Source organism: Chitinophaga costaii (genome assembly GCF_900094705.1).
Classification (GTDB): Bacteria; Bacteroidota; Bacteroidia; order Chitinophagales; family Chitinophagaceae; genus Chitinophaga; species Chitinophaga costaii.
Genome location: NZ_FMAR01000005.1, coordinates 118,013 through 136,056, shown reverse-complemented (window position 1 = coordinate 136,056; position 18,044 = coordinate 118,013). Strand labels below are relative to the sequence as shown.

Sequence of the window (18,044 nt, the reverse complement as noted above, 5' to 3'; positions counted from 1 at the left end):
CATTTAACAATGGAACATTATAACATGAACCTGAACCTTAAGGTTTGGAGACAAAAAAATAAGAACGACAAAGGTGGTTTTGAAAATTACCAGGTACCCGGCATTTCTTCTGAAATGTCTTTCCTGGAAATGTTCGACGTATTGAACGAGCGCCTGATTAACGAAGGCAAAGAGCCGATCGCGTTTGATCATGATTGCCGGGAAGGTATCTGCGGCTCCTGTTCTATGCATATCAATGGCCGTGCGCACGGTCCCTGGGCTGGTACCACTACTTGCCAGCTTCACATGCGCGCTTTCAAAGATGGCGATACCATTACCGTAGAACCCTGGAGAGCCGGCTCTTTCCCAGTGATCAAAGACCTTACGGTAGATCGTAGCGCCTTTGACCGTATTATCGAAGCGGGTGGTTTTATCTCGGTAAATACGGGCAATGCCGTGGATGCCAATGCCATTCCGATCGATAAGGACAAGGCCGATGCAGCATTCGCTGCTGCCGCCTGTATTGGTTGCGGTGCCTGTGTGGCGGCTTGCAAAAATGCCTCCGCCATGCTCTTCGTTTCCGCGAAAGTATCCCAACTGGCCCTGCTTCCACAAGGACATCCGGAAAAAGAATCCCGCGCCCTGAACATGGTAGCCCAGATGGATAAAGAAGGATTTGGCTCCTGCACCAACACGGGTGCTTGCGAAGCGGAATGCCCTAAACAAATTTCCCTGACCAACATCGCCCGCCTGAACCGCGAGTTCATCGCCGCCGGTGCTGTCAGCAAGTAAGCATGTAACTGTAATCGTAATAAAAGGTAAGGCCTGCGCAATCCGTGCAGGCCTTTTTGTTGTATCCCCCTGTACGTTGTGCCTCCCTACCATTCTTCCTGCAAATTTGCATCTCCCGGATTTTATGCTTATATTTTACAGTATTAATCCATGTTATAAATTAACTCCATATGTCCAGTCAATCCCGCCGAACTTTTATCCGCCAAGCTGGCGGTGCAGCACTACTTTTGGGCGTACACCCCTTTTCTTCCCTTGCAAAGCCATTTTCTACCAATGATAAGATCCGCATTGGCTGTATAGGCATGGGTATCATGGGCTTTGGCGATGTGGCTTGCGCCCTGCAGGTACCGGGTGTGGAACTTGCAGGCGTAGCCGATCTGTATGATGGCCGCCTGGCCCATGCGAAAGAGTTGTATGGGCCAGGCCTTTTTACTACCCGCGACTACCGCCAGTTGCTGTCCCGCAAAGACATAGACGCCGTGATCGTGGCCACGCCCGATTTCTGGCATGACACCATTTCCATTGCTGCGATGGAAGCCGGCAAGGCCGTGTATTGTGAAAAGCCAATGGTGCAGCAGATTGCCGAAGGCCACCAAGTGATAGATACCCAGCGCCGCACCAAGGCAGTATTCCAGGTGGGTAGCCAGCGGGTAAGCAGCCTGGCATTTGCTAAGGCACAGGAGCATTTCCGGGCGGGTAATATCGGTAAGCTGAACATGGTGGAAGCGCACATGGACCGGCACGATGCCCTGGGCGCCTGGCAATATTCCATCCCTACAGACGCCTCGCCCAGCACGGTGGATTACGACACCTATTTAAAAGATACCGCCAAAGTAGGCTGGGATCCTAAAAGGTTTTTCCGTTGGCGCAATTATCAGGCTTATGGCACCGGCATTCCCGGCGATCTTTTCGTACACCTCATCTCTGGCCTGCATTTGATTACTGGTAGCAAAGGTCCCAGCCGCATTTTTGCAAGCGGTAGCCTCTCATACTGGAAAGATGGCCGCGATGTGCCGGATGTAATGACCGCCATTTTTGAATACCCCGAAACCAGCCAGCATCCGCAGTTTCAACTAACGCTCCGCGTAAACTTTGCCGACGGGGGCGGGGGAGGGGAAGCCACCCGGCTCATAGGCTCCGAAGGCGTGTTGGAACTAACAGACCGCAGTGTACGCCTTCAAAAAAGAGGCCTGCCCAAAGCCCCCGGATATGATGGCTGGGACTCGTTCAGTACCTATACCAAAGCAGAACAGGAAGCCTACGTTCGCCAATACAACAAAACTTACAGTGCTGCAGACCAGCAAACCCCTGCACCAACCTCGGAATTTTATGCTGTACCGGAAGGCTACGACGACCGCTTGGATCATTTTAAAAACTTTTTCGCAGGCGTACGCAGCGGACAGCAGATTGTGGAAGACGCCTCCTTTGGGCTCCGCGCCGCTGGCCCGGCCATTCTTACTAACCAGAGTTATTTCGGACGCAAAGAAATTAAATGGGACGCCGATAAAATGCAAGTGATTTAAAGCGCACCCTATTCATGCAGGGAAGCATGCATTAAAACTCCATCTTCCCACACATTACTTCTTCCCCATAAAATATCCTCGCCATTTTTTCAAAAATGGCCGGATCATCTGTAGTCAGGAAAGCGCGCGACTGGTTCTTGCTCAGGCGTACCTCCATTTCCGGATGCCGCTGCAAATAATCGGTCAGGCTGTGCGCCACAATCTTGCCCTGGGAGATCACCGTAATGCCACCCGGCACGTATTGTTTGATCTTGTGCATGAGCAGCGGGTAATGCGTGCAGCCCAGTATCAGCGTATCAATTTCTGCATCGTGTTCCAGGATATGGTTTAGGTGTTTCTGTACGAAATAATCCGCGCCGGCGCCTTCATGTTCGTTATTTTCAATAAGTGGCACCCACAGCGGGCAGGCCTCCTGGTATACCTTTACGTCCGGGAAAAATTTATGGATCTCGATAGGATAGGATTCAGAATTTACCGTGCCATTGGTAGCCAGTATGCCCACCTTGCCGGTTTGCGTGAGGGTGCCTACCAGTTCGGAGGTGGGCCGTATTACCCCCAGCACGCGGCGGGTAGGATCTTCCATGAAGGGCAGGTCTTTCTGCTGGATGGTACGCAAAGCCTTGGCAGATGCGGTGTTGCAGGCCAGTATTACCAGCGGGCAGCCCATGGAAAAAAGCTGCTGCACACATTCCAGCGTGTATTCGTGGATTACCTCGAAGCCACGGTTACCATAGGGAGCACGGGCGTTATCGCCTAGGTACAGGTAGTCGTACTGCGGCAGTGTGGCCATAATTTCTTTCAGTACGGTAAGCCCGCCATAGCCCGAATCAAATACACCGATGGGTCCTTGCATAAAATAGATTGAGGTATAAAATTAATCAATTTATACCGGTCGCATTAAATGCCTCAGTTTGTCGTGTTAAACAACATCGGTTTTTTATAGTTGATAAAGGTTCTTTCAATGGGCAACAGCATCCCCTGGCCTCGGGGCTTAGTGAATGTTTAATTGCAGCACCATTTATTTATTGATTTTAACCCCCTGCCCGGTCAGGTCATAGATTTCCTGGATCTCATGCAGGATATGTTCAAAGTCTATCTTAAGGTCTTTCAGTAGGCCGTTATGGATATCGAATACCCATCCGTGAACAGTGGGATAACCATCTTTAATGTAAGATTGCTGTACTGCGGCAGTTTTGATCACGTTAATGCATTGCTCCTGCACGTTCAACTCCACCAGGCGGTCGTACCGCTGTGCTTCGTCGGTAATCAGGTTCAGCTCCTCCTTGTGTAGCCGGTATACATCGCGGATGTTGCGCAGCCATGGATTTAGGATGCCCAGGTCTTCCGACTGCATAGCGGCTTTTACGCCGCCGCACTGGTAATGCCCGCATACCACGATATGTCTTACCTGTAAGTGGCGTACCGCATAATTGATCACCGACATCACGTTCAAATCGGCATTCACCACCAGGTTGGCTATATTGCGGTGCACGAATACCTCGCCGGCCCCCAGGCCCATGATCTCGTTAGTGGGTACACGGCTGTCGCTACACCCAATGTAGAGGTATTCAGGCTGCTGACCACCGGCTAGTCTTTCAAAGAATAGCGCGTCATTGGCTTTGTGCTCGGCTACCCATTGCCGGTTATTCTCAAAAATCTGTTCGTATTTGGTCATGGTTGGTTTCGTTTGTGGGTTACATGCCTGGGGCAAGTTTGAATTTTAAGGACTAAGTTAAAGAACAAAAGATAATTTCCAACTGCAACAAAATGCCGGTCTGGTAAGCCGGCCTGTGCCCACATTGGCGGCCCGGGCCTTAACGGCATATTAACACCACCCATACATCATCAAAATGCTAATAAATACTTACTTTTGCGGCTTCAAATCCATTTATTAGCGCATGATCAGTGTAAAAAATGTTTCTCTGTCTTACGGCAAAAGGGTGTTGTTTGATGAAGTTAACCTGAATTTTACCAAAGGCAATTGTTATGGGGTTATTGGTGCCAACGGTGCTGGTAAATCCACCTTCCTCAAAATATTGTCCGGCGAAATAGAGCCCAACAAAGGTTCCGTAGAGATCACCCCTGGCGAGCGCATGAGCGTGCTGTCGCAGAACCACTTTGGTTTTGACGATGTAACTGTACTTAACGCCGTGATGATGGGTAATAAAAAGCTTTGGGAAATAGCCCTGGAGCGCGATACCATCTATGCGAAGGCCGATTTCACCGAAGAAGACGGTATGCGCGCCGGCGAGTTGGAAGCCGAGTACGGCGAAATGGGCGGCTACACCGCCGAAAGCGACGCTGCTTCCATGCTGTCTGACCTGGGTGTAAAAGAAGACCTGCACGGCTCCCTGATGGGCGACATTAGCGGTAACCTGAAAGTTCGGGTACTATTGGCGCAGGCGATCTTCGGCAATCCCGATATCCTGCTGCTGGATGAACCTACGAACGACCTGGACGTAGAAACCATTGGCTGGCTGGAAAATTTCCTGGCCGATTATGAAAATATCGTGATCGTGGTATCCCACGACCGTCACTTCCTAGATGCCATCTGTACCCACGTGGCGGATGTAGACCGCGCCAAAATCCAGATCTTTACCGGTAACTACTCCTTCTGGTACGAGTCTTCCCAGTTAATCGCCCGCCAGGTGGCCGATAAGAACAAGAAGATGGAAGACAAACGCAAAGACTTGCTGGACTTCATTGCCCGCTTCTCTGCGAATGCTTCTAAAAGTAAACAAGCCACTTCCCGTAAGAAAGCCCTGGATAAGCTGGTAATAGAAGACATTCAGCCTTCCAACCGTAAATACCCAGGTATTATCTTTAAACAGCAGCGGGAAGTTGGTAACCAAATACTCAACGTAGAAAAACTGGAAAAGAAAGCAGACGGCGGCAAGCTGTTTAGCGACGTCAGTTTCTCTGTAAACAAGGGCGATAAAATTGCCTTCCTGTCGCGCGAACACGTAGCCCTTACCACTTTTTTCCAGGTGATCAATGGCGAGGTGAAGGCCGACGGCGGTAAATATGAGTGGGGTACCACCGTTACCACCGCTTACCTGCCCAATGATAATAGCCAGTATTTTCAAAATAACCTAAACCTCATGGACTGGCTGCGCCAGTTTGTACCCCCTCACATCACCGCCGATGTAGACGAGGCTTTCTTGCGTGGCTTCCTGGGTAAAATGCTTTTCAGCGGCGATGAGATCATGAAGAAAACATCGGTGCTGAGTGGTGGTGAAAAAGTGCGCTGTATGATTTCCCGCATGATGCTGCAAGATCCTAACGTGCTGGTACTGGACGAGCCTACCAACCACTTGGATCTGGAATCTATCCAGTCTTTCAATGAAAGCATGATCAACTACAAAGGCATTGTACTCTTTACCACCCATGACCATACATTTATGCAGTCGGTGGCCAACCGTATCATTGAGCTTACGCCCAAAGGTATTATAGATCGCCTCATGACCTTCGACGAATACCTGGCGGATGAAAGGGTAAAAGCGCTGAGAGCAGAAATGTATAGTTAAAAGGCTGAACTATTTTTAAAAAGCTTTATTACAATAGTTGAAACCACCAGTTGTTAGCAACCGGTGGTTTTTTTTGTAGCTGAAATCCTTTAGAGGAGTAGGTTTCAGCGACCCGATATATTTGATCCCATTAAAAAAGCCACTTGCTATTTGCAGGTGGCTTTCTATTAATACACAACAATCTTTTATAACAAGCTGTAGCAATATTCTTTTAATTTTTTAAGTACTACATGCTATTTAGCAGAGATAATCTTCCAGTACTTTCAATTTACTTTTATCCAAAGGTTTTGTAATATAAGCAGTCAGCTCCGGGATGGTTTGTACCTTTTGCATGTCCCGCAGATCTATTGAGGAAGAACACATTACGATCGGGATGTGTTTGGGTATGCTGGTTTTAATATCCCGGTATGCATCCAGGAAATCCCAGCCACTCATACGTTGCATGTTCATATCCAGGATAATTAGAGAAGGCAGGGAATCAGAAGCTACCGGTGCGGTGAGGGTTTCCAGCGCGTCTTCTGCAGACAAGAATGAAGTAACAGACACTTGCCCGAACTGTTGGCCCATCATTTTTTTAATGATAAAATGAAATATTTCATCATCATCAACTACGTACACGAGCTTGGGTGTATCTTCCATGCTTATTAAATTTAGGAGAGGCGACATTTAATGCTGGTTTTGTATGGTCTTCATTTAAGCAAAACTGGGTTAATCCACGTGAACTTCCATCACTACATTTGCTAGTCTACAGTTTTTAGTTTAATGATCATTCTCTCGAGCCTTCACTGAAAAGTTTTTGGTGTACGCTCTGCATTACGTATAAATGATGGGCAAAGAAACTTAATTTTATTTTATTTTATATATATATTTTTATCAATAACCAATATTTAACAAAATTTACAAGTCATTAACGAACGAAAAAAGGCGAAACCGGATGGTTTCGCCTTCGTTATGAATAAATTATTATTGTTTTGCTTAGAACAAGCCGCCTTTTTTCAGGGTCACATTCCCACTACCGATGAGGTAGCCAAGGTTGTAAATGTCTACCTTATATTCACCGGGTTTAAAGTCGGAATTTTGTTTCCAGTCTACATGTGCTTCTTTGGTAGTACCAGACACATAATCGATGGTGGTTTTGGCGGTGTACAATTTTTCAGTACCATCCTGCAGGGTAAAGCGGCCACTGCCCAGGGCTTCTACTGCCAGCGGCGTACCGTCGGGTGCGGTTATAGCTACATAAATATCTTTCTGACCACTGGTAGCAATACGGTTGTCCAGGTCAAAGCTTACCCGCATCAGGTCTGCACGTTTGGCTTTGGAAGTTTCACTTTCCTTGCCGTTCCGTTTCAGGTTAATAGGAGTCATTTTTATATTGGATGCATGTAATACAGAACCTACTTCGGCTACTTTGCTGAGGGAATCTTTTACAACGCTTACAGAGTCGCGTTGTTTGCGGGCCACATCCCTTTCACCGGTAAGCACTACTTTTTCGCCTTCCAGTTTTTCAATGGTAGCCTGGTAATCTTCAATGTTAGATTTAAGTTTATTAATCAGGTCCTGTGCTTCTTTCAGTTGGGCAGCGGTGGCATTTTTATTGGCCAGTATGCTTTGGATGCGGGCCTTCATATCATTCACTTCCTTATCTTTGGTTTTCACCAGGCTGTCCATGCGGCTGTTCTGAGAAATCAAATCATCCAGTCGGGCATTGGCTGCATTGTATTCTTGTTGCAGTGCATCGCGGGAAGAAGAAATAGAATCGATCTGCGTATTCTTTTCGGTAATGGCTGTATTGGAATTGTGTTTATCGTACAACATATATATCCAGGTACCTGCCAGTGCGGCTATCAGAATTCCGTAGATAATGGCGTTTTTGCTACGAGGTTTTTCAGGTCCGCCTGAATTGGAGGAAGGTCCTGGTGCAGGCGCATTAAACGTGTTCTCTGTCATAAATTATTTGTTTTATGTTAGTTGTATGGTTAAAAATGTTAATGCAAATTAAGGGCGTTCTGCGCGTATTTTAGCAATAAATATTAAATTTTTTTAAAGGTGCTGCAAAACATAGCCTTAGATCAATTACTCCTGCTAGACATAGAGACGACCCCCGCATATCAAAGGTTTTCCCAGGTGCCGGCGGCGCTACAACCGCTTTGGTTGGACAAAATGACAAAAACTGCGCCAGATTCAACTGATCCGGAGGAGACTTACGGTAACCGGGCGGGCATTTTTGCAGAATTTGGCAAGATTGTCTGCATTTCAGTAGGTTTTTTTCATGTGGAAAATGGTCGGCATCAGCTTAGGATAAAATCATTTGCCAGTGATGATGAAGCTGCTTTGCTCATTGATTTTTTACAATTGGTACAAAAGTTTCATACCAGATTCCCCCGTTTTCAATTTGCAGGGCATAATATCAAGGAATTCGATATTCCTTACATTTGCCGCCGCAGTGTGATCAACCAATGTGCACTGCCACCCGCCCTGCACATCCATGGTTTTAAACCCTGGGAACTACCTATGCTGGATACCATGCAGTTGTGGCGTTTTGGCGATTTCAAGAATTATACCTCGCTGCGCCTGCTCACGGCTGTGCTGAATATTCCCACGCCTAAAGACGATATCGATGGCAGCATGGTGGCCAAAGTGTATTGGGAAGAGCATAACCTGCAGCGCATTGCCGACTACTGCCAGAAAGACGTGGTGGCCGTAGCCCAGTTGCTGCTGCGTTTTAAATGCCTGCCACTTATTTTACCAGAAGATGTGATACTGGCCTAAAGCCCGCAATAAATTATGGATTACAACGATATTATCCAGGAATGGAAGAACAAGCATTACCGCCCGCTGTACTGGCTGGAAGGGGAGGAGGATTTTTTCATTGACCAGGTAACCACCTTTGCCGAAGATAAATTACTGGACGAAGCAGAGAAGGGTTTTAACCTTACGGTGCTGTATGGTAAAGACGCCGACTGGAGTACGGTGGTAAATGCCTGCCGCCGCTATCCCATGTTTGCCGACAAACAGGTGGTGATCCTTAAAGAAGCGCAGGGTATGCGCGACCTCCTGAAATTGGAAGCCTACATTGAAAACCCCTTGTCCAGCACCATTTTCGTGGTAGCCCATAAACAGGGTAAAATAGATGGCCGAAGCAAACTCTCTAAGATCATCAAAGAAAAGGGGGTTATGCTCACCACCAAAAAAATGTATGATAACCAATTGCCGGCCTGGGTAGAAGCCTATGTGCGCGGCCGGGGCCTGGCCATTTCACAAAAGGCGGGTATACTGCTGGTAGACCATATCGGCAACGACCTGTCGCGCATAGCCAATGAAATAGATAAGCTGCTGGTAAACCTGCCGGAAGGCAAAAAGATAGATGAAAGCGATATAGAAAAATATGTAGGCATCAGCAAAGAATATAATGTCTTTGAACTACAAAATGCCGTGGGATTAAAAGACGGTGCCAAGGTGATGCGCATTGTACAATATTTTGCAGCCAATCCTAAAGCCGGTCCTATCCAGATGGTTATTCCCGCGCTATATAATTTCTTTGCAAAGGTGAATATGATTTTCGGCGTAAAAGGGGGTGAAAAAGAAATTGCCGGCGCACTAGGCGTACATCCCTTTTTTGTAAAGGACTATACCGCCGCTGCCCGTGCCTATGGCGCAGATGGGAGTGAACGCGCTATCCTGCTGCTGCATGCTTACAACCTGCGTAGCATTGGCATCAACGACAGTGGGGTAGCGGACGGGGAATTGATGAAGGAGTTATTGTTTAAAGTAATGTACTAAGCAGTAGTTCCTGCGAAATAATCTTTTCCTGCTTTCCAGGAAGGCCGGAATTTTTTTTGTTGTTCAGGCAGGTATTGGCCTACGTTTCAGGCCAGGATAGTTTTGGCCCTTGCGGAGTCTTTATCCATTTGTTCAATAAGTGCCTTTACATCGTCGAACTTGCGGTTGGGACGCAGGTATTCGATGAATTGAATATGAATTACCTGGTCGTAGAGGTCGCCCTGGAAATCGAAGAGGTGGGCTTCCAGGCGAACGTCGGCACCATTAAAGGTGGGGCGGGTGCCAATGCTCATAACGCCGGGGCGCCAGTTGGTTTCCTGCTGCAATTGCACCCGGATGGCATAAATGCCTTCTGCGGGAATAAGTTTGCGGGCATCGGGCAGTTGCACATTGGCCGTTGGATAGCCTAACTGACGGCCCATTTTATCGCCATGCATGACCGTGCCGCTGATGCAGTAAGGATACCCCAACAGTTCATTGGCCAAGGCTACTTGGCCGGCTTCGAGGTTTGCGCGGATCTTGGTGGAGCTTACCGTGAGGTCGTGTACCACCTGCTCAGGTATTTCTATCAGTTCATATCCATAGCGGGTTTGTTCCTGTTCCAGCAGCGGTAGGCCGCCTTCGCGGTTATGGCCAAAGCGGTGATCGTACCCGATGATGATGGTATGGGGGTGAAAACGGGCAATGAGGAAATCTGCAATATAATCGCTGGCGCTCATGCCAGCAAAGGCCATGGTGAAGGGTACTACCACCAGGTGGTCTATGCCGCACTGCTCCAGCAGCGCTATTTTCTCCGGCAGGGTGGTGAGAATGTGAATGGGCTTGTCCTGTGGGCGCAGCACTTCCCGGGGATGGGGGTCAAAGGTAATGATCACCTTTTCGCCACCACTGGTTTTAGCCGACTTGTCCAGCTGTTGCAATATATAACGGTGGCCCGTGTGAACCCCGTCGAACGTGCCGATTGTAATAACTGCACGATAAAAATCAGGCAATTGCCCCAAATCCCGGTGAACCTGCATAAAATCTAATCCAATACAAAACGATGGGCAAATCTAAAGGTTTTGGGCAGAATCTGTTAACTTTGCCTTTCTTTAAAAAAAGTTAATAGTTAAAAGCCGAAAGGAAACGGTGTGTAGGCCTTCCCTTTAATCCTTAGCCATTAACGCATTACGTACCATGGATCAGAATCTGTACAGCCAGCGTGGGGTATCTGCGGCCAAAGAAGATGTGCATAATGCCATCCGTAATATCGATAAGGGGCTTTTCCCTAAAGCCTTCTGCAAGGTGGTGCCCGATGTGCTGGGCGGCGATAATGCCTGGTGTAATATTATGCATGCCGATGGTGCCGGTACTAAGTCCAGCCTGGCCTACACCTACTGGAAAGAAACCGGCGACCTGGGAGTATGGAAAGGCATTGCCCAGGATGCTATTATTATGAACCTGGACGATCTGCTTTGCGTGGGTGCAACTGAAAATATTCTACTTTCTTCTACCATAGGCCGTAATAAAAACCTGGTACCCGGTGAAGTGATTGCCGCTATCATCAACGGCACAGAGGAAATTCTTGCAGCCCTGCGGGAACATGGTATTTCCATTCACTCCACAGGTGGCGAAACCGCCGATGTGGGCGATCTGGTACGCACCATCATTGTAGACAGCACGGTAACCTGCCGTATGCCCCGCAACCAGGTGATCTCTAACGACCGCATACAAGCCGGTGATGTAGTGGTGGGACTGGCCTCCTATGGGCAGGCATCCTACGAAACGGCTTACAACGGTGGTATGGGCAGCAACGGCCTTACCTCTGCCCGGCACGATGTATTTAATAAAACCATCGCCACAAAATATCCGGAAAGCTTTGACCCGGCCATACCGGCAAACCTGGTATTCAGCGGCAAAAAGGCAATGACCGATAAGATAGATATTCCCGGCTTTGGCGCCATAGACGCAGGTAAGTTGGTACTATCGCCCACCCGCACCTATGCACCGGTGATCAAAAAAGTGTTGGAACAATTTCGCCCGCAGGTTCATGGTATGGTGCATTGCAGTGGTGGCGCACAGACCAAGGTGCTGCATTTCATTGAAAAGCTGCATGTGATCAAGGATAACCTGTTCCCCATTCCGCCTTTGTTCCAGCTTATTCAGGAACAGTCTGGCACGGGTTGGAAAGAAATGTACCAGGTGTTCAACATGGGCCACCGCATGGAAATTTATGTACCGGAAAATATTGCAGCAGCCATCATTGCGCTGGCTAACAGTTTCCATATTGAAGCACAGGTTGTGGGTCGCGTAGAAGCTGCGCCCACCCGGCAGGTAACGGTAAAAGCACCAGCGGGAACGTTTATCTATCACTAAGTATCTTTTAGCAAATAGCACAGGGCGAAGCATGGTAAAAATGCTTCGCCCTTTTTTATGTGGCTAGGATGTTATTGAATTATTCTTGCGGATCTATATGCAATGGAATGATAACCTGCACGGCTACCGGATGGCCATGCACCGTGCCAGGCAGCCAGTGGGGCATGCGTTTTATCACCCGGAAGGCTTCTTCCTCCAGGCCGCCACCTGTGGGTTGTCCTATATACTTTAAATCCCGGATGTTGCCCTGCGCAGTTACTACAAATTGAAGGCGTAGGGTGCCTACTATTCCATTATCTGCCGCCATTTTGGGATAATGCAGCTCCTGGGAAAAATATTTGAGCAGGGCTTCCTGCCCACCAGGGAAAGTGGGGAGGTAAGGCAGGTATACAAAAATAGTATCGCCATCCGGCGTTTTATAAAATGTTGCACTGCTATCTGCCATCCAGGTGACAACGGGGGCTTGATAAGGAGCCTTGTAATGCAGGCCGCCCCTAGTTACCAGCTCCTCTGAGTGGTCGTATACCTGCACGGACGCAATGCTGTCTGTGGGTATTGCATGGAGATAAGCAGGTGTAACCCACCCATTGGATTGGCTAGCAGCTGTGCAAGAAAACAGCAGGCAACTGGTGAGGAGCAGCAGGGATATTTTCATGTTATTGTAAAGAAAAGATCACCGGAAGATTGAACCGCACCGATGTGGGTACATCATTTTTGGTACCGGGTTCCCAATCTGGCATGTTAGCCACTACCCGTATAGCTTCGGCATCGAAGTAAGATTGTGGCTCACCGGCTACTTTTACATTGGTTACTTTACCTTCCTGGTTCACAATAAATTGTACCTGCACCACCCCCTGCATGCGCTTGCGTCTTGCTATTTCGGGATATTGAATATGAGATAGCAGGTAATTATTCAATGCATTTTCGCCACCTGGAAAAGCAGGAGGTTTCATGGTATGGCCCACCGTTACCTGTTGCACCGGTGCGCCGGTAGGCGTGAAGTACATTGTCTGATCGTGGGAGAATACAACCGATAGGATAATGACTGCACCACCCGGCACTTCGTTTTGTAAAGCAGGTGCCCAACTAGGCATCGTTTTTACCAGCCGGAGTGCTTCACTATTCAAGGCCGGGCTGCTGCTGAAAATAATTTCGGGATGCTGCATTTTACCCTTTTCATTGAGGTGAAATTTTACATTCACGAAGCCGGAATCAGTCGTGGCAGGATATTTCAGGTTAGTACCAACATAACGGCGCAAAGCATCCTCCCCGCCAGGAAAAAAGGGTTCGGCTTCTGTGTACATGCTGTAAGTGCCAGATCGCAGCAGCGGCGTTGGATGGTCGTACTGGGTGAGTGGATGGGGCAATAGGGTATCAGTGGGAGCCAGCACCGACAGTTGCAGGCAAAGCAGGAGGGAGTAAATCATGTCCTAACGGAATTAATTGGCTAAAGATAATATATTAAAACTAAAGCACATGTAGTTGCGCAGCACTTCGGTCGCTGGTTTGGCAAATCTATACAAGAATTTTAAGTAGACAACAACATTCAGATGGGTGGCAGTCCGGCAGCTACTGCTGGCCGATATGGTGCTTGGTGACGCATGTTTTCCATCCCTAAGGCCTGCTATGGGGTAAACTATTTTTTTAGTTTTTGTCAAAATTGATGGCTAACAACTATTTTTGTTTCCTATAGTTAAAAGCCAGCAGCATGATCGATGAACAGCCCATTATACAGTTATCTAACGCCAATATTTACCAGGGTCAGTCGCTGATCTTGTCGGATGTAAACATCAGCGTGAATAAGGGAGAGTTTGTTTACCTGATTGGCAAAACGGGTACGGGCAAATCCAGCTTACTGAAAACCCTGTACGGGGACTTGCCTTTCCATGAAGGTTCCTGCCAGGTAGTAGGGTTTGACCTTAAAAAAATGGATTGGAAAAAGGTGCCTTACCTGCGCCGTAACCTGGGGGTGGTGTTCCAGGATTTCCAGTTACTAAACGACCGGAATGTACACGATAACCTGAAATTTGCCCTGAAGGCCACCGGCTGGCAGGATAAAAAAGAAATGGAGGATAAAATAACGGATGTGCTGGACAAGGTGGGGCTGGGTACCAAGGGCTTTAAAATGCCCTATGAGCTTTCCGGTGGAGAGCAGCAACGGGTAGACATTGCCCGGGCTATGCTGAACTCGCCCAAGCTAATCCTGGCGGACGAACCTACCGGCAACCTGGATCCTGAAACTTCCGACGGTATTATGCAACTACTGTTTCGTATTTGCCGGGAAGATGATACCGCCATTGTAATGGCTACTCACGACTACATTGTGCTGCAAAAATTTCCAAGCAGGGTATTGCGCACCGAGAACGGACAGGTGATCGATAACGCTGCCGTAAATTTTTCCTAGACCAGATAGCACGCCACGTTTATGCTACCATGCCTTTTAAATAATTGAATTTCAGTAATTTATTTCGAGCAGGACGGGTGGCTTCCAGGACTTGGCCGGGAGGGATTTTGTATTTCATTTTGGTGTTTGGAAATATTAATCCTACTTTTGCACGGTAAAATACCGACTTAATAAAATTCATTTATTTCTAAGATGTCTTATTTAACTGTTGAAAAGAAAGCTAATATTTTTAAGGAATTCGGTGGAAGTGAGAAAAATACCGGCTCTATCGAAGCGCAGATCGCTTTATTGACTGAGCGTATCACTAGCATTTCTGCTCACCTGAAGAATAACAAAAAAGATTTTTCCACTAACCGTGGTTTGATGAAAATGGTAGGTCAGCGTAAACGCCTCCTGTCCTATCTGTCTAAAACTAACCTCTCCGGTTACCGTGCCCTGATCGAGAAATTAGGTATCAGAAAGTAATCATTACCCGATGTATAGCGCTATTCCCAACTCTTTACGGTTGGGAATAGTTTTTTTATGTAGACCTTTTTAATTTCCCAAATTTTATGAATCTAACACCTGTTTCCGTTAAGTTCGATATAGGAGACGGTCGTATAGTGACTATTGAAACTGGCAAGTTAGCCCGCCAGGCCGATGGAGCTGTGACCGTTCGTTTAGGTAACGCTATTTTGCTGGCTACCGTAGTAGCTGCCAAAGAACCAAAGCCCGGACAATCGTTTTTCCCGCTTACAGTGGATTACATGGAGAAATTTGCCTCCGCAGGCCGTATTCCCGGATCTTTTTTCAAAAGGGAAGGTCGTTTGTCCGATTCTGAAGTATTGATTTCCCGTTTAATAGACCGCGCCCTGCGCCCGCTTTTCCCGGATGATTATCTCTGCGAAGTGCAGGTGCTGGTAACCCTCATTTCTTCCGATCCTGAAGTGATGCCCGACGCGCTGGCTTGCCTGGCGGCTTCCGCTGCCCTGGCCGTTTCCGACGTACCCATCCAGGAAATTATTTCCGAAGTGAGAGTAGCCCGCGTGGGCGGTTCCCTGGTAGTAAACCCGAACCGCAGCCAGTTGGCTACTGCCGATATGGACTTTATCATTGCCGCTACCGACAAGAATATTATGATGGTGGAAGGGGAGAGTAAAGAGTGCCAGGAAGAGGATTTAATTGCCGCTATTGAAACCGGACACGCAGCCATTAAAATTCAGGTGAAAGCCCAGCAGGAGCTGCATGCCCTGGTTGGCAGCCCTGCCAAACGTGCCATCGAAGCGCCTCACAAAAACGAAGAACTGAAAGCGAAGATCACCGCTTTTGCCAAGGATAAAATTTATAAGGTGGCCAAAGCCGCTTTGGGTAAACACGAGCGCACCGATGCTTTCAAGGCTATCGGCGAAGAGCTGAAAGTGTTCCTGGGCGAAGAACTGCCGGAAGAAGATAAACCGCTGGTAAAGGAATACCTGCACGACCTGGAAAAAGAAGTGGTGCGCAACATGATCCTGGACGACAAGGTTCGCCTGGATGGCCGCGCCCTGGATGAAGTACGCCCGCTGGCGATGGAGGTAGATTACCTGCCTTCTCCGCACGGTGCCGCCCTGTTCACCCGCGGCGAAACCCAGTCGCTTACCACTGTAACCCTGGGTACCGGCGATGATGAGCTGCTGATAGAAAGCGCTGCCGTTTCCAACTATTCTAAATTTATCCTCCACTATAACTTCCCGCCTTTCTCTACCGGTGAAGTGAAAATGATGCGCGGCCCTGGCCGTCGCGAAGTGGGCCACGGTAACCTGGCCATGCGTTCCCTGAAACAGATGATGCCAGGTAGCGACTACGCCTATACGGTGCGCGTGGTGTCTGATATTCTCGAATCAAACGGTTCCTCTTCTATGGCCACTGTATGTGCGGGTTCGCTCGCACTGATGGATGCCGGCGTTCCCCTTCCCAAGCACGTGAGTGGTGTGGCAATGGGGCTCATTGCCCGTCCTTCGGACAATAAATGGGCAGTACTCACCGACATTCTCGGCGATGAAGATCACTTAGGTGATATGGACTTTAAAGTAACCGGTACCCGCGATGGTATTTGCGGCATACAGATGGACATTAAAGTAGATGGACTGAGCATGGATGTGATGCGCGCGGCATTGGAACAAGCACAACGTGGCCGTCTGCATATTATAGACGCCATGTACCAGTGTATAGACAAAGCCCGTACGGAACCCAAACCGCATGCACCTCGCATGGAGAAAATCGTTATCGATCGCGAATTTATTGGCGCGGTGATAGGGCCCGGTGGAAAAATTATCCAAGAAATTCAGCGTACTACCGGTACAACGATCAATATAGAAGAAGTAGGCGAAACCGGCGAAGTAAGCATCTTCTCCGCCCAGGCAGAAGGGTTGCAAAAAGCCCTGGAATGGGTGAAAGGTATTGTAGCCATTCCGGAAGTAGGCGAAACATACGAGTCTACCGTTAAATCGATCATGCCATATGGTGCTTTCGTAGAATTTATGCCAGGCAAACAAGGCCTGTTACATATTTCCGAAGTGAGCTGGAAACGCCTGGACGATCTTGAAGGTGTGCTGAACGAAGGTGATGTGATCAAGGTAAAGCTGGTGGGAACAGATCCTAAAACCGGTAAGTTTAAACTGAGCCGCAAGGTATTATTGCCTAAACCCGAAGGTTATGTAGAACGCGAAGAGCGGGACGACCGGGGTGGTGATCGCGGTTTCCGTGGCGGTGATCGCCGTGATGATCGTGGCCGTGGTGGCCGTGACGATCGCGGTGGCCGTGGTGGAGATCGCCGGGACGACCGTGGATTCCGCGGCGGAGATCGCAGGGATGATCGCGCACCGAGAGAAGATCGCGGTCCGCGGACCAACGAAGACCGTTTTAATAACCGTCCGTCTGATGCGCCTGCGCAACAGGATGGACCGGTGTTTGATGGTCCCAGCTTTGACGAATAGTTTTTTGATATCATTTCAAAGGCCCCGCTGCAACACAGCGGGGCCTTTTTTTTGCATCATCTCTTCCATAAAATAGCCCTGCAGGCATAATCTGCAGGGCATTCGTATAAGTTGATGAATTATTTTTTAGAAGTGTTGATTATTGGCTCTGTGTAAATATCCTGTTCCCGCAGGATCTCTTTGCCGTCTGCAAATTTGTAAATACGGTAGTTGCGGCCATTAATATCATGGTTGGCAAAAAGGTACTTGGTGACCGGAGCCTTTACATTTTTTTCAACCAGGTGTACCTTGCCCTGTTGCAGCAGTTGCGGCAGGATCTCATCGATATAAGGTTGTAAAATGCCGGGGCCATTTGTCCAGAAATAGTTGAAATTATTTACATCATAAACCAGGGGCTGGCCCGGTACGGTAGTCCAGAAGGCGATGGCCTGGCTGTAGTGATTTTGCACATCCTGCTCGGTGAGGTGGGCAAACTGCACATTTTGGTAAACCTTAGGACTGTATTTCCGTTGTTGAAGGGCCGTGTCCAACATTTTAAAGTAATCGTCCAATGCATGTCGATCAATATACAACACTGCATTTTCCCGTTTATACACGATAGAATCCTCAAAAGGTTGTGGCTGGATTTTGATGATATTAGGTTTTTCTTCATCCTGCTGGGCAAACACGGCCAGCGCGGAAAGCAGGAGCGGCAGCAAAGCCGTCAGGTTTTTTTTCATAGGGAATGTAT

At 48.2% G+C, this 18,044-nt stretch carries 17 protein-coding genes; 9 read left to right on the top strand and 8 right to left on the bottom strand.

Translation table 11 applies throughout. The features are described from left to right. Window positions 1-9 precede the first annotated feature (9 nt). A complete protein-coding gene (locus GA0116948_RS09240; protein WP_089711365.1) occupies window positions 10-771 on the top strand; it encodes a succinate dehydrogenase/fumarate reductase iron-sulfur subunit in 762 nt (253 codons plus the stop codon). Window positions 772-941: 170 nt separating this feature from the next. Next, window positions 942-2,294 carry a Gfo/Idh/MocA family protein gene (locus GA0116948_RS09235; RefSeq protein ID WP_089711363.1) on the top strand — a complete coding sequence of 451 codons (1,353 nt, stop codon included), beginning with the start codon at window positions 942-944 and terminating at the stop codon, window positions 2,292-2,294. Window positions 2,295-2,325: 31 nt separating this feature from the next. Here GA0116948_RS09235 and murI read toward each other — a convergent pair whose 3' ends face one another. Further along, entirely contained in the window at window positions 2,326-3,147 is an 822-nt protein-coding gene (gene murI / locus GA0116948_RS09230; protein WP_089711361.1) for a glutamate racemase, read from the bottom strand. 165 nt (window positions 3,148-3,312) lie between these two features. Next, entirely contained in the window at window positions 3,313-3,969 is a 657-nt protein-coding gene (locus GA0116948_RS09225; protein ID WP_089711360.1) for a carbonic anhydrase, read from the bottom strand. A 223-nt stretch (window positions 3,970-4,192) separates the two neighbouring features. On the opposite strand from GA0116948_RS09225, the gene GA0116948_RS09220 reads away from it, so the two are divergent. Beyond that, window positions 4,193-5,821, top strand: a complete 1,629-nt coding sequence (locus GA0116948_RS09220; protein WP_089711358.1) for an ABC-F family ATP-binding cassette domain-containing protein — start codon at window positions 4,193-4,195, stop codon at window positions 5,819-5,821. A gap of 237 nt (window positions 5,822-6,058) precedes the next feature. Here GA0116948_RS09220 and GA0116948_RS09215 read toward each other — a convergent pair whose 3' ends face one another. Both GA0116948_RS09215 and GA0116948_RS09210 read right to left on the bottom strand, forming a co-directional pair. Then, the gene (locus tag GA0116948_RS09215) at window positions 6,059-6,460 is read right to left on the bottom strand and encodes a response regulator (protein ID WP_165798417.1); all 402 of its coding nucleotides are present in this window, start codon (window positions 6,458-6,460) and stop codon (window positions 6,059-6,061) included. A gap of 336 nt (window positions 6,461-6,796) precedes the next feature. Further along, window positions 6,797-7,768, bottom strand: coding sequence for a hypothetical protein (locus GA0116948_RS09210; protein WP_089711354.1), 972 nt, complete (start codon window positions 7,766-7,768; stop codon window positions 6,797-6,799). A 99-nt stretch (window positions 7,769-7,867) separates the two neighbouring features. Between GA0116948_RS09210 and GA0116948_RS09205 the strand changes: the two genes are divergently transcribed. Continuing rightward, window positions 7,868-8,590, top strand: a complete 723-nt coding sequence (locus GA0116948_RS09205) for a ribonuclease H-like domain-containing protein (protein ID WP_089711352.1) — start codon at window positions 7,868-7,870, stop codon at window positions 8,588-8,590. A 15-nt stretch (window positions 8,591-8,605) separates the two neighbouring features. Beyond that, on the top strand, window positions 8,606-9,601 hold the full coding sequence (gene holA, locus GA0116948_RS09200) for a DNA polymerase III subunit delta (RefSeq protein ID WP_089711350.1): 996 nt from the start codon (window positions 8,606-8,608) through the stop codon (window positions 9,599-9,601). Window positions 9,602-9,687: 86 nt separating this feature from the next. Here the strand turns inward: holA and GA0116948_RS09195 are convergent, their stop codons facing one another. Beyond that, window positions 9,688-10,620: a bifunctional riboflavin kinase/FAD synthetase gene (locus GA0116948_RS09195; RefSeq protein WP_089711348.1), complete on the bottom strand. Its 933-nt coding sequence runs from the start codon at window positions 10,618-10,620 to the stop codon at window positions 9,688-9,690. 157 nt (window positions 10,621-10,777) lie between these two features. On the opposite strand from GA0116948_RS09195, the gene GA0116948_RS09190 reads away from it, so the two are divergent. Beyond that, window positions 10,778-11,956: an AIR synthase related protein gene (locus GA0116948_RS09190; protein ID WP_089711346.1), complete on the top strand. Its 1,179-nt coding sequence runs from the start codon at window positions 10,778-10,780 to the stop codon at window positions 11,954-11,956. Between the two features lie 79 nt (window positions 11,957-12,035). Here GA0116948_RS09190 and GA0116948_RS09185 read toward each other — a convergent pair whose 3' ends face one another. Together GA0116948_RS09185 and GA0116948_RS09180 are read right to left on the bottom strand one after the other, a co-directional pair. Then, window positions 12,036-12,611, bottom strand: a complete 576-nt coding sequence (locus GA0116948_RS09185) for an energy transducer TonB (RefSeq protein WP_089711344.1) — start codon at window positions 12,609-12,611, stop codon at window positions 12,036-12,038. A gap of 1 nt (window position 12,612) precedes the next feature. After that, window positions 12,613-13,383 carry a TonB family protein gene (locus GA0116948_RS09180; RefSeq protein ID WP_089711341.1) on the bottom strand — a complete coding sequence of 257 codons (771 nt, stop codon included), beginning with the start codon at window positions 13,381-13,383 and terminating at the stop codon, window positions 12,613-12,615. Between the two features lie 281 nt (window positions 13,384-13,664). On the opposite strand from GA0116948_RS09180, the gene GA0116948_RS09175 reads away from it, so the two are divergent. The 3 genes from GA0116948_RS09175 (at window position 13,665) to pnp (ending at window position 17,314) form a co-directional block, all read left to right on the top strand. Next, the gene (locus GA0116948_RS09175) at window positions 13,665-14,360 is read left to right on the top strand and encodes a cell division ATP-binding protein FtsE (protein WP_089711339.1); all 696 of its coding nucleotides are present in this window, start codon (window positions 13,665-13,667) and stop codon (window positions 14,358-14,360) included. Between the two features lie 192 nt (window positions 14,361-14,552). Then, window positions 14,553-14,825 carry a 30S ribosomal protein S15 gene (rpsO, locus tag GA0116948_RS09170; RefSeq protein WP_089711336.1) on the top strand — a complete coding sequence of 91 codons (273 nt, stop codon included), beginning with the start codon at window positions 14,553-14,555 and terminating at the stop codon, window positions 14,823-14,825. Window positions 14,826-14,911: 86 nt separating this feature from the next. Continuing rightward, on the top strand, window positions 14,912-17,314 hold the full coding sequence (gene pnp / locus GA0116948_RS09165; RefSeq protein ID WP_089711334.1) for a polyribonucleotide nucleotidyltransferase: 2,403 nt from the start codon (window positions 14,912-14,914) through the stop codon (window positions 17,312-17,314). Window positions 17,315-17,433: 119 nt separating this feature from the next. Here pnp and GA0116948_RS09160 read toward each other — a convergent pair whose 3' ends face one another. Beyond that, window positions 17,434-18,033 (bottom strand): hypothetical protein, encoded by a 600-nt coding sequence (locus GA0116948_RS09160; RefSeq protein WP_089711332.1) that lies wholly within the window; start codon window positions 18,031-18,033, stop codon window positions 17,434-17,436. Between the last annotated feature and the right edge of the window lie 11 nt (window positions 18,034-18,044).

Excerpts from the sequence above, each read along its gene's own strand:
- GA0116948_RS09240 (WP_089711365.1), top strand. The coding sequence starts at position 10 with ATGGAACATTATAACATGAACCTGAACCTTAAGGTTTGGAGACAAAAA.
- GA0116948_RS09235 (WP_089711363.1), top strand. The coding sequence starts at position 942 with ATGTCCAGTCAATCCCGCCGAACTTTTATCCGCCAAGCTGGCGGTGCA.
- murI (WP_089711361.1), bottom strand. The coding sequence starts at position 3,147 with ATGCAAGGACCCATCGGTGTATTTGATTCGGGCTATGGCGGGCTTACC.
- GA0116948_RS09225 (WP_089711360.1), bottom strand. The coding sequence starts at position 3,969 with ATGACCAAATACGAACAGATTTTTGAGAATAACCGGCAATGGGTAGCC.
- GA0116948_RS09220 (WP_089711358.1), top strand. The coding sequence starts at position 4,193 with ATGATCAGTGTAAAAAATGTTTCTCTGTCTTACGGCAAAAGGGTGTTG.
- GA0116948_RS09215 (WP_165798417.1), bottom strand. The coding sequence starts at position 6,460 with ATGGAAGATACACCCAAGCTCGTGTACGTAGTTGATGATGATGAAATA.
- GA0116948_RS09210 (WP_089711354.1), bottom strand. The coding sequence starts at position 7,768 with ATGACAGAGAACACGTTTAATGCGCCTGCACCAGGACCTTCCTCCAAT.
- holA (WP_089711350.1), top strand. The coding sequence starts at position 8,606 with ATGGATTACAACGATATTATCCAGGAATGGAAGAACAAGCATTACCGC.
- GA0116948_RS09195 (WP_089711348.1), bottom strand. The coding sequence starts at position 10,620 with ATGCAGGTTCACCGGGATTTGGGGCAATTGCCTGATTTTTATCGTGCA.
- GA0116948_RS09190 (WP_089711346.1), top strand. The coding sequence starts at position 10,778 with ATGGATCAGAATCTGTACAGCCAGCGTGGGGTATCTGCGGCCAAAGAA.
- GA0116948_RS09185 (WP_089711344.1), bottom strand. The coding sequence starts at position 12,611 with ATGAAAATATCCCTGCTGCTCCTCACCAGTTGCCTGCTGTTTTCTTGC.
- GA0116948_RS09180 (WP_089711341.1), bottom strand. The coding sequence starts at position 13,383 with ATGATTTACTCCCTCCTGCTTTGCCTGCAACTGTCGGTGCTGGCTCCC.
- GA0116948_RS09175 (WP_089711339.1), top strand. The coding sequence starts at position 13,665 with ATGATCGATGAACAGCCCATTATACAGTTATCTAACGCCAATATTTAC.
- rpsO (WP_089711336.1), top strand. The coding sequence starts at position 14,553 with ATGTCTTATTTAACTGTTGAAAAGAAAGCTAATATTTTTAAGGAATTC.
- pnp (WP_089711334.1), top strand. The coding sequence starts at position 14,912 with ATGAATCTAACACCTGTTTCCGTTAAGTTCGATATAGGAGACGGTCGT.
- GA0116948_RS09160 (WP_089711332.1), bottom strand. The coding sequence starts at position 18,033 with ATGAAAAAAAACCTGACGGCTTTGCTGCCGCTCCTGCTTTCCGCGCTG.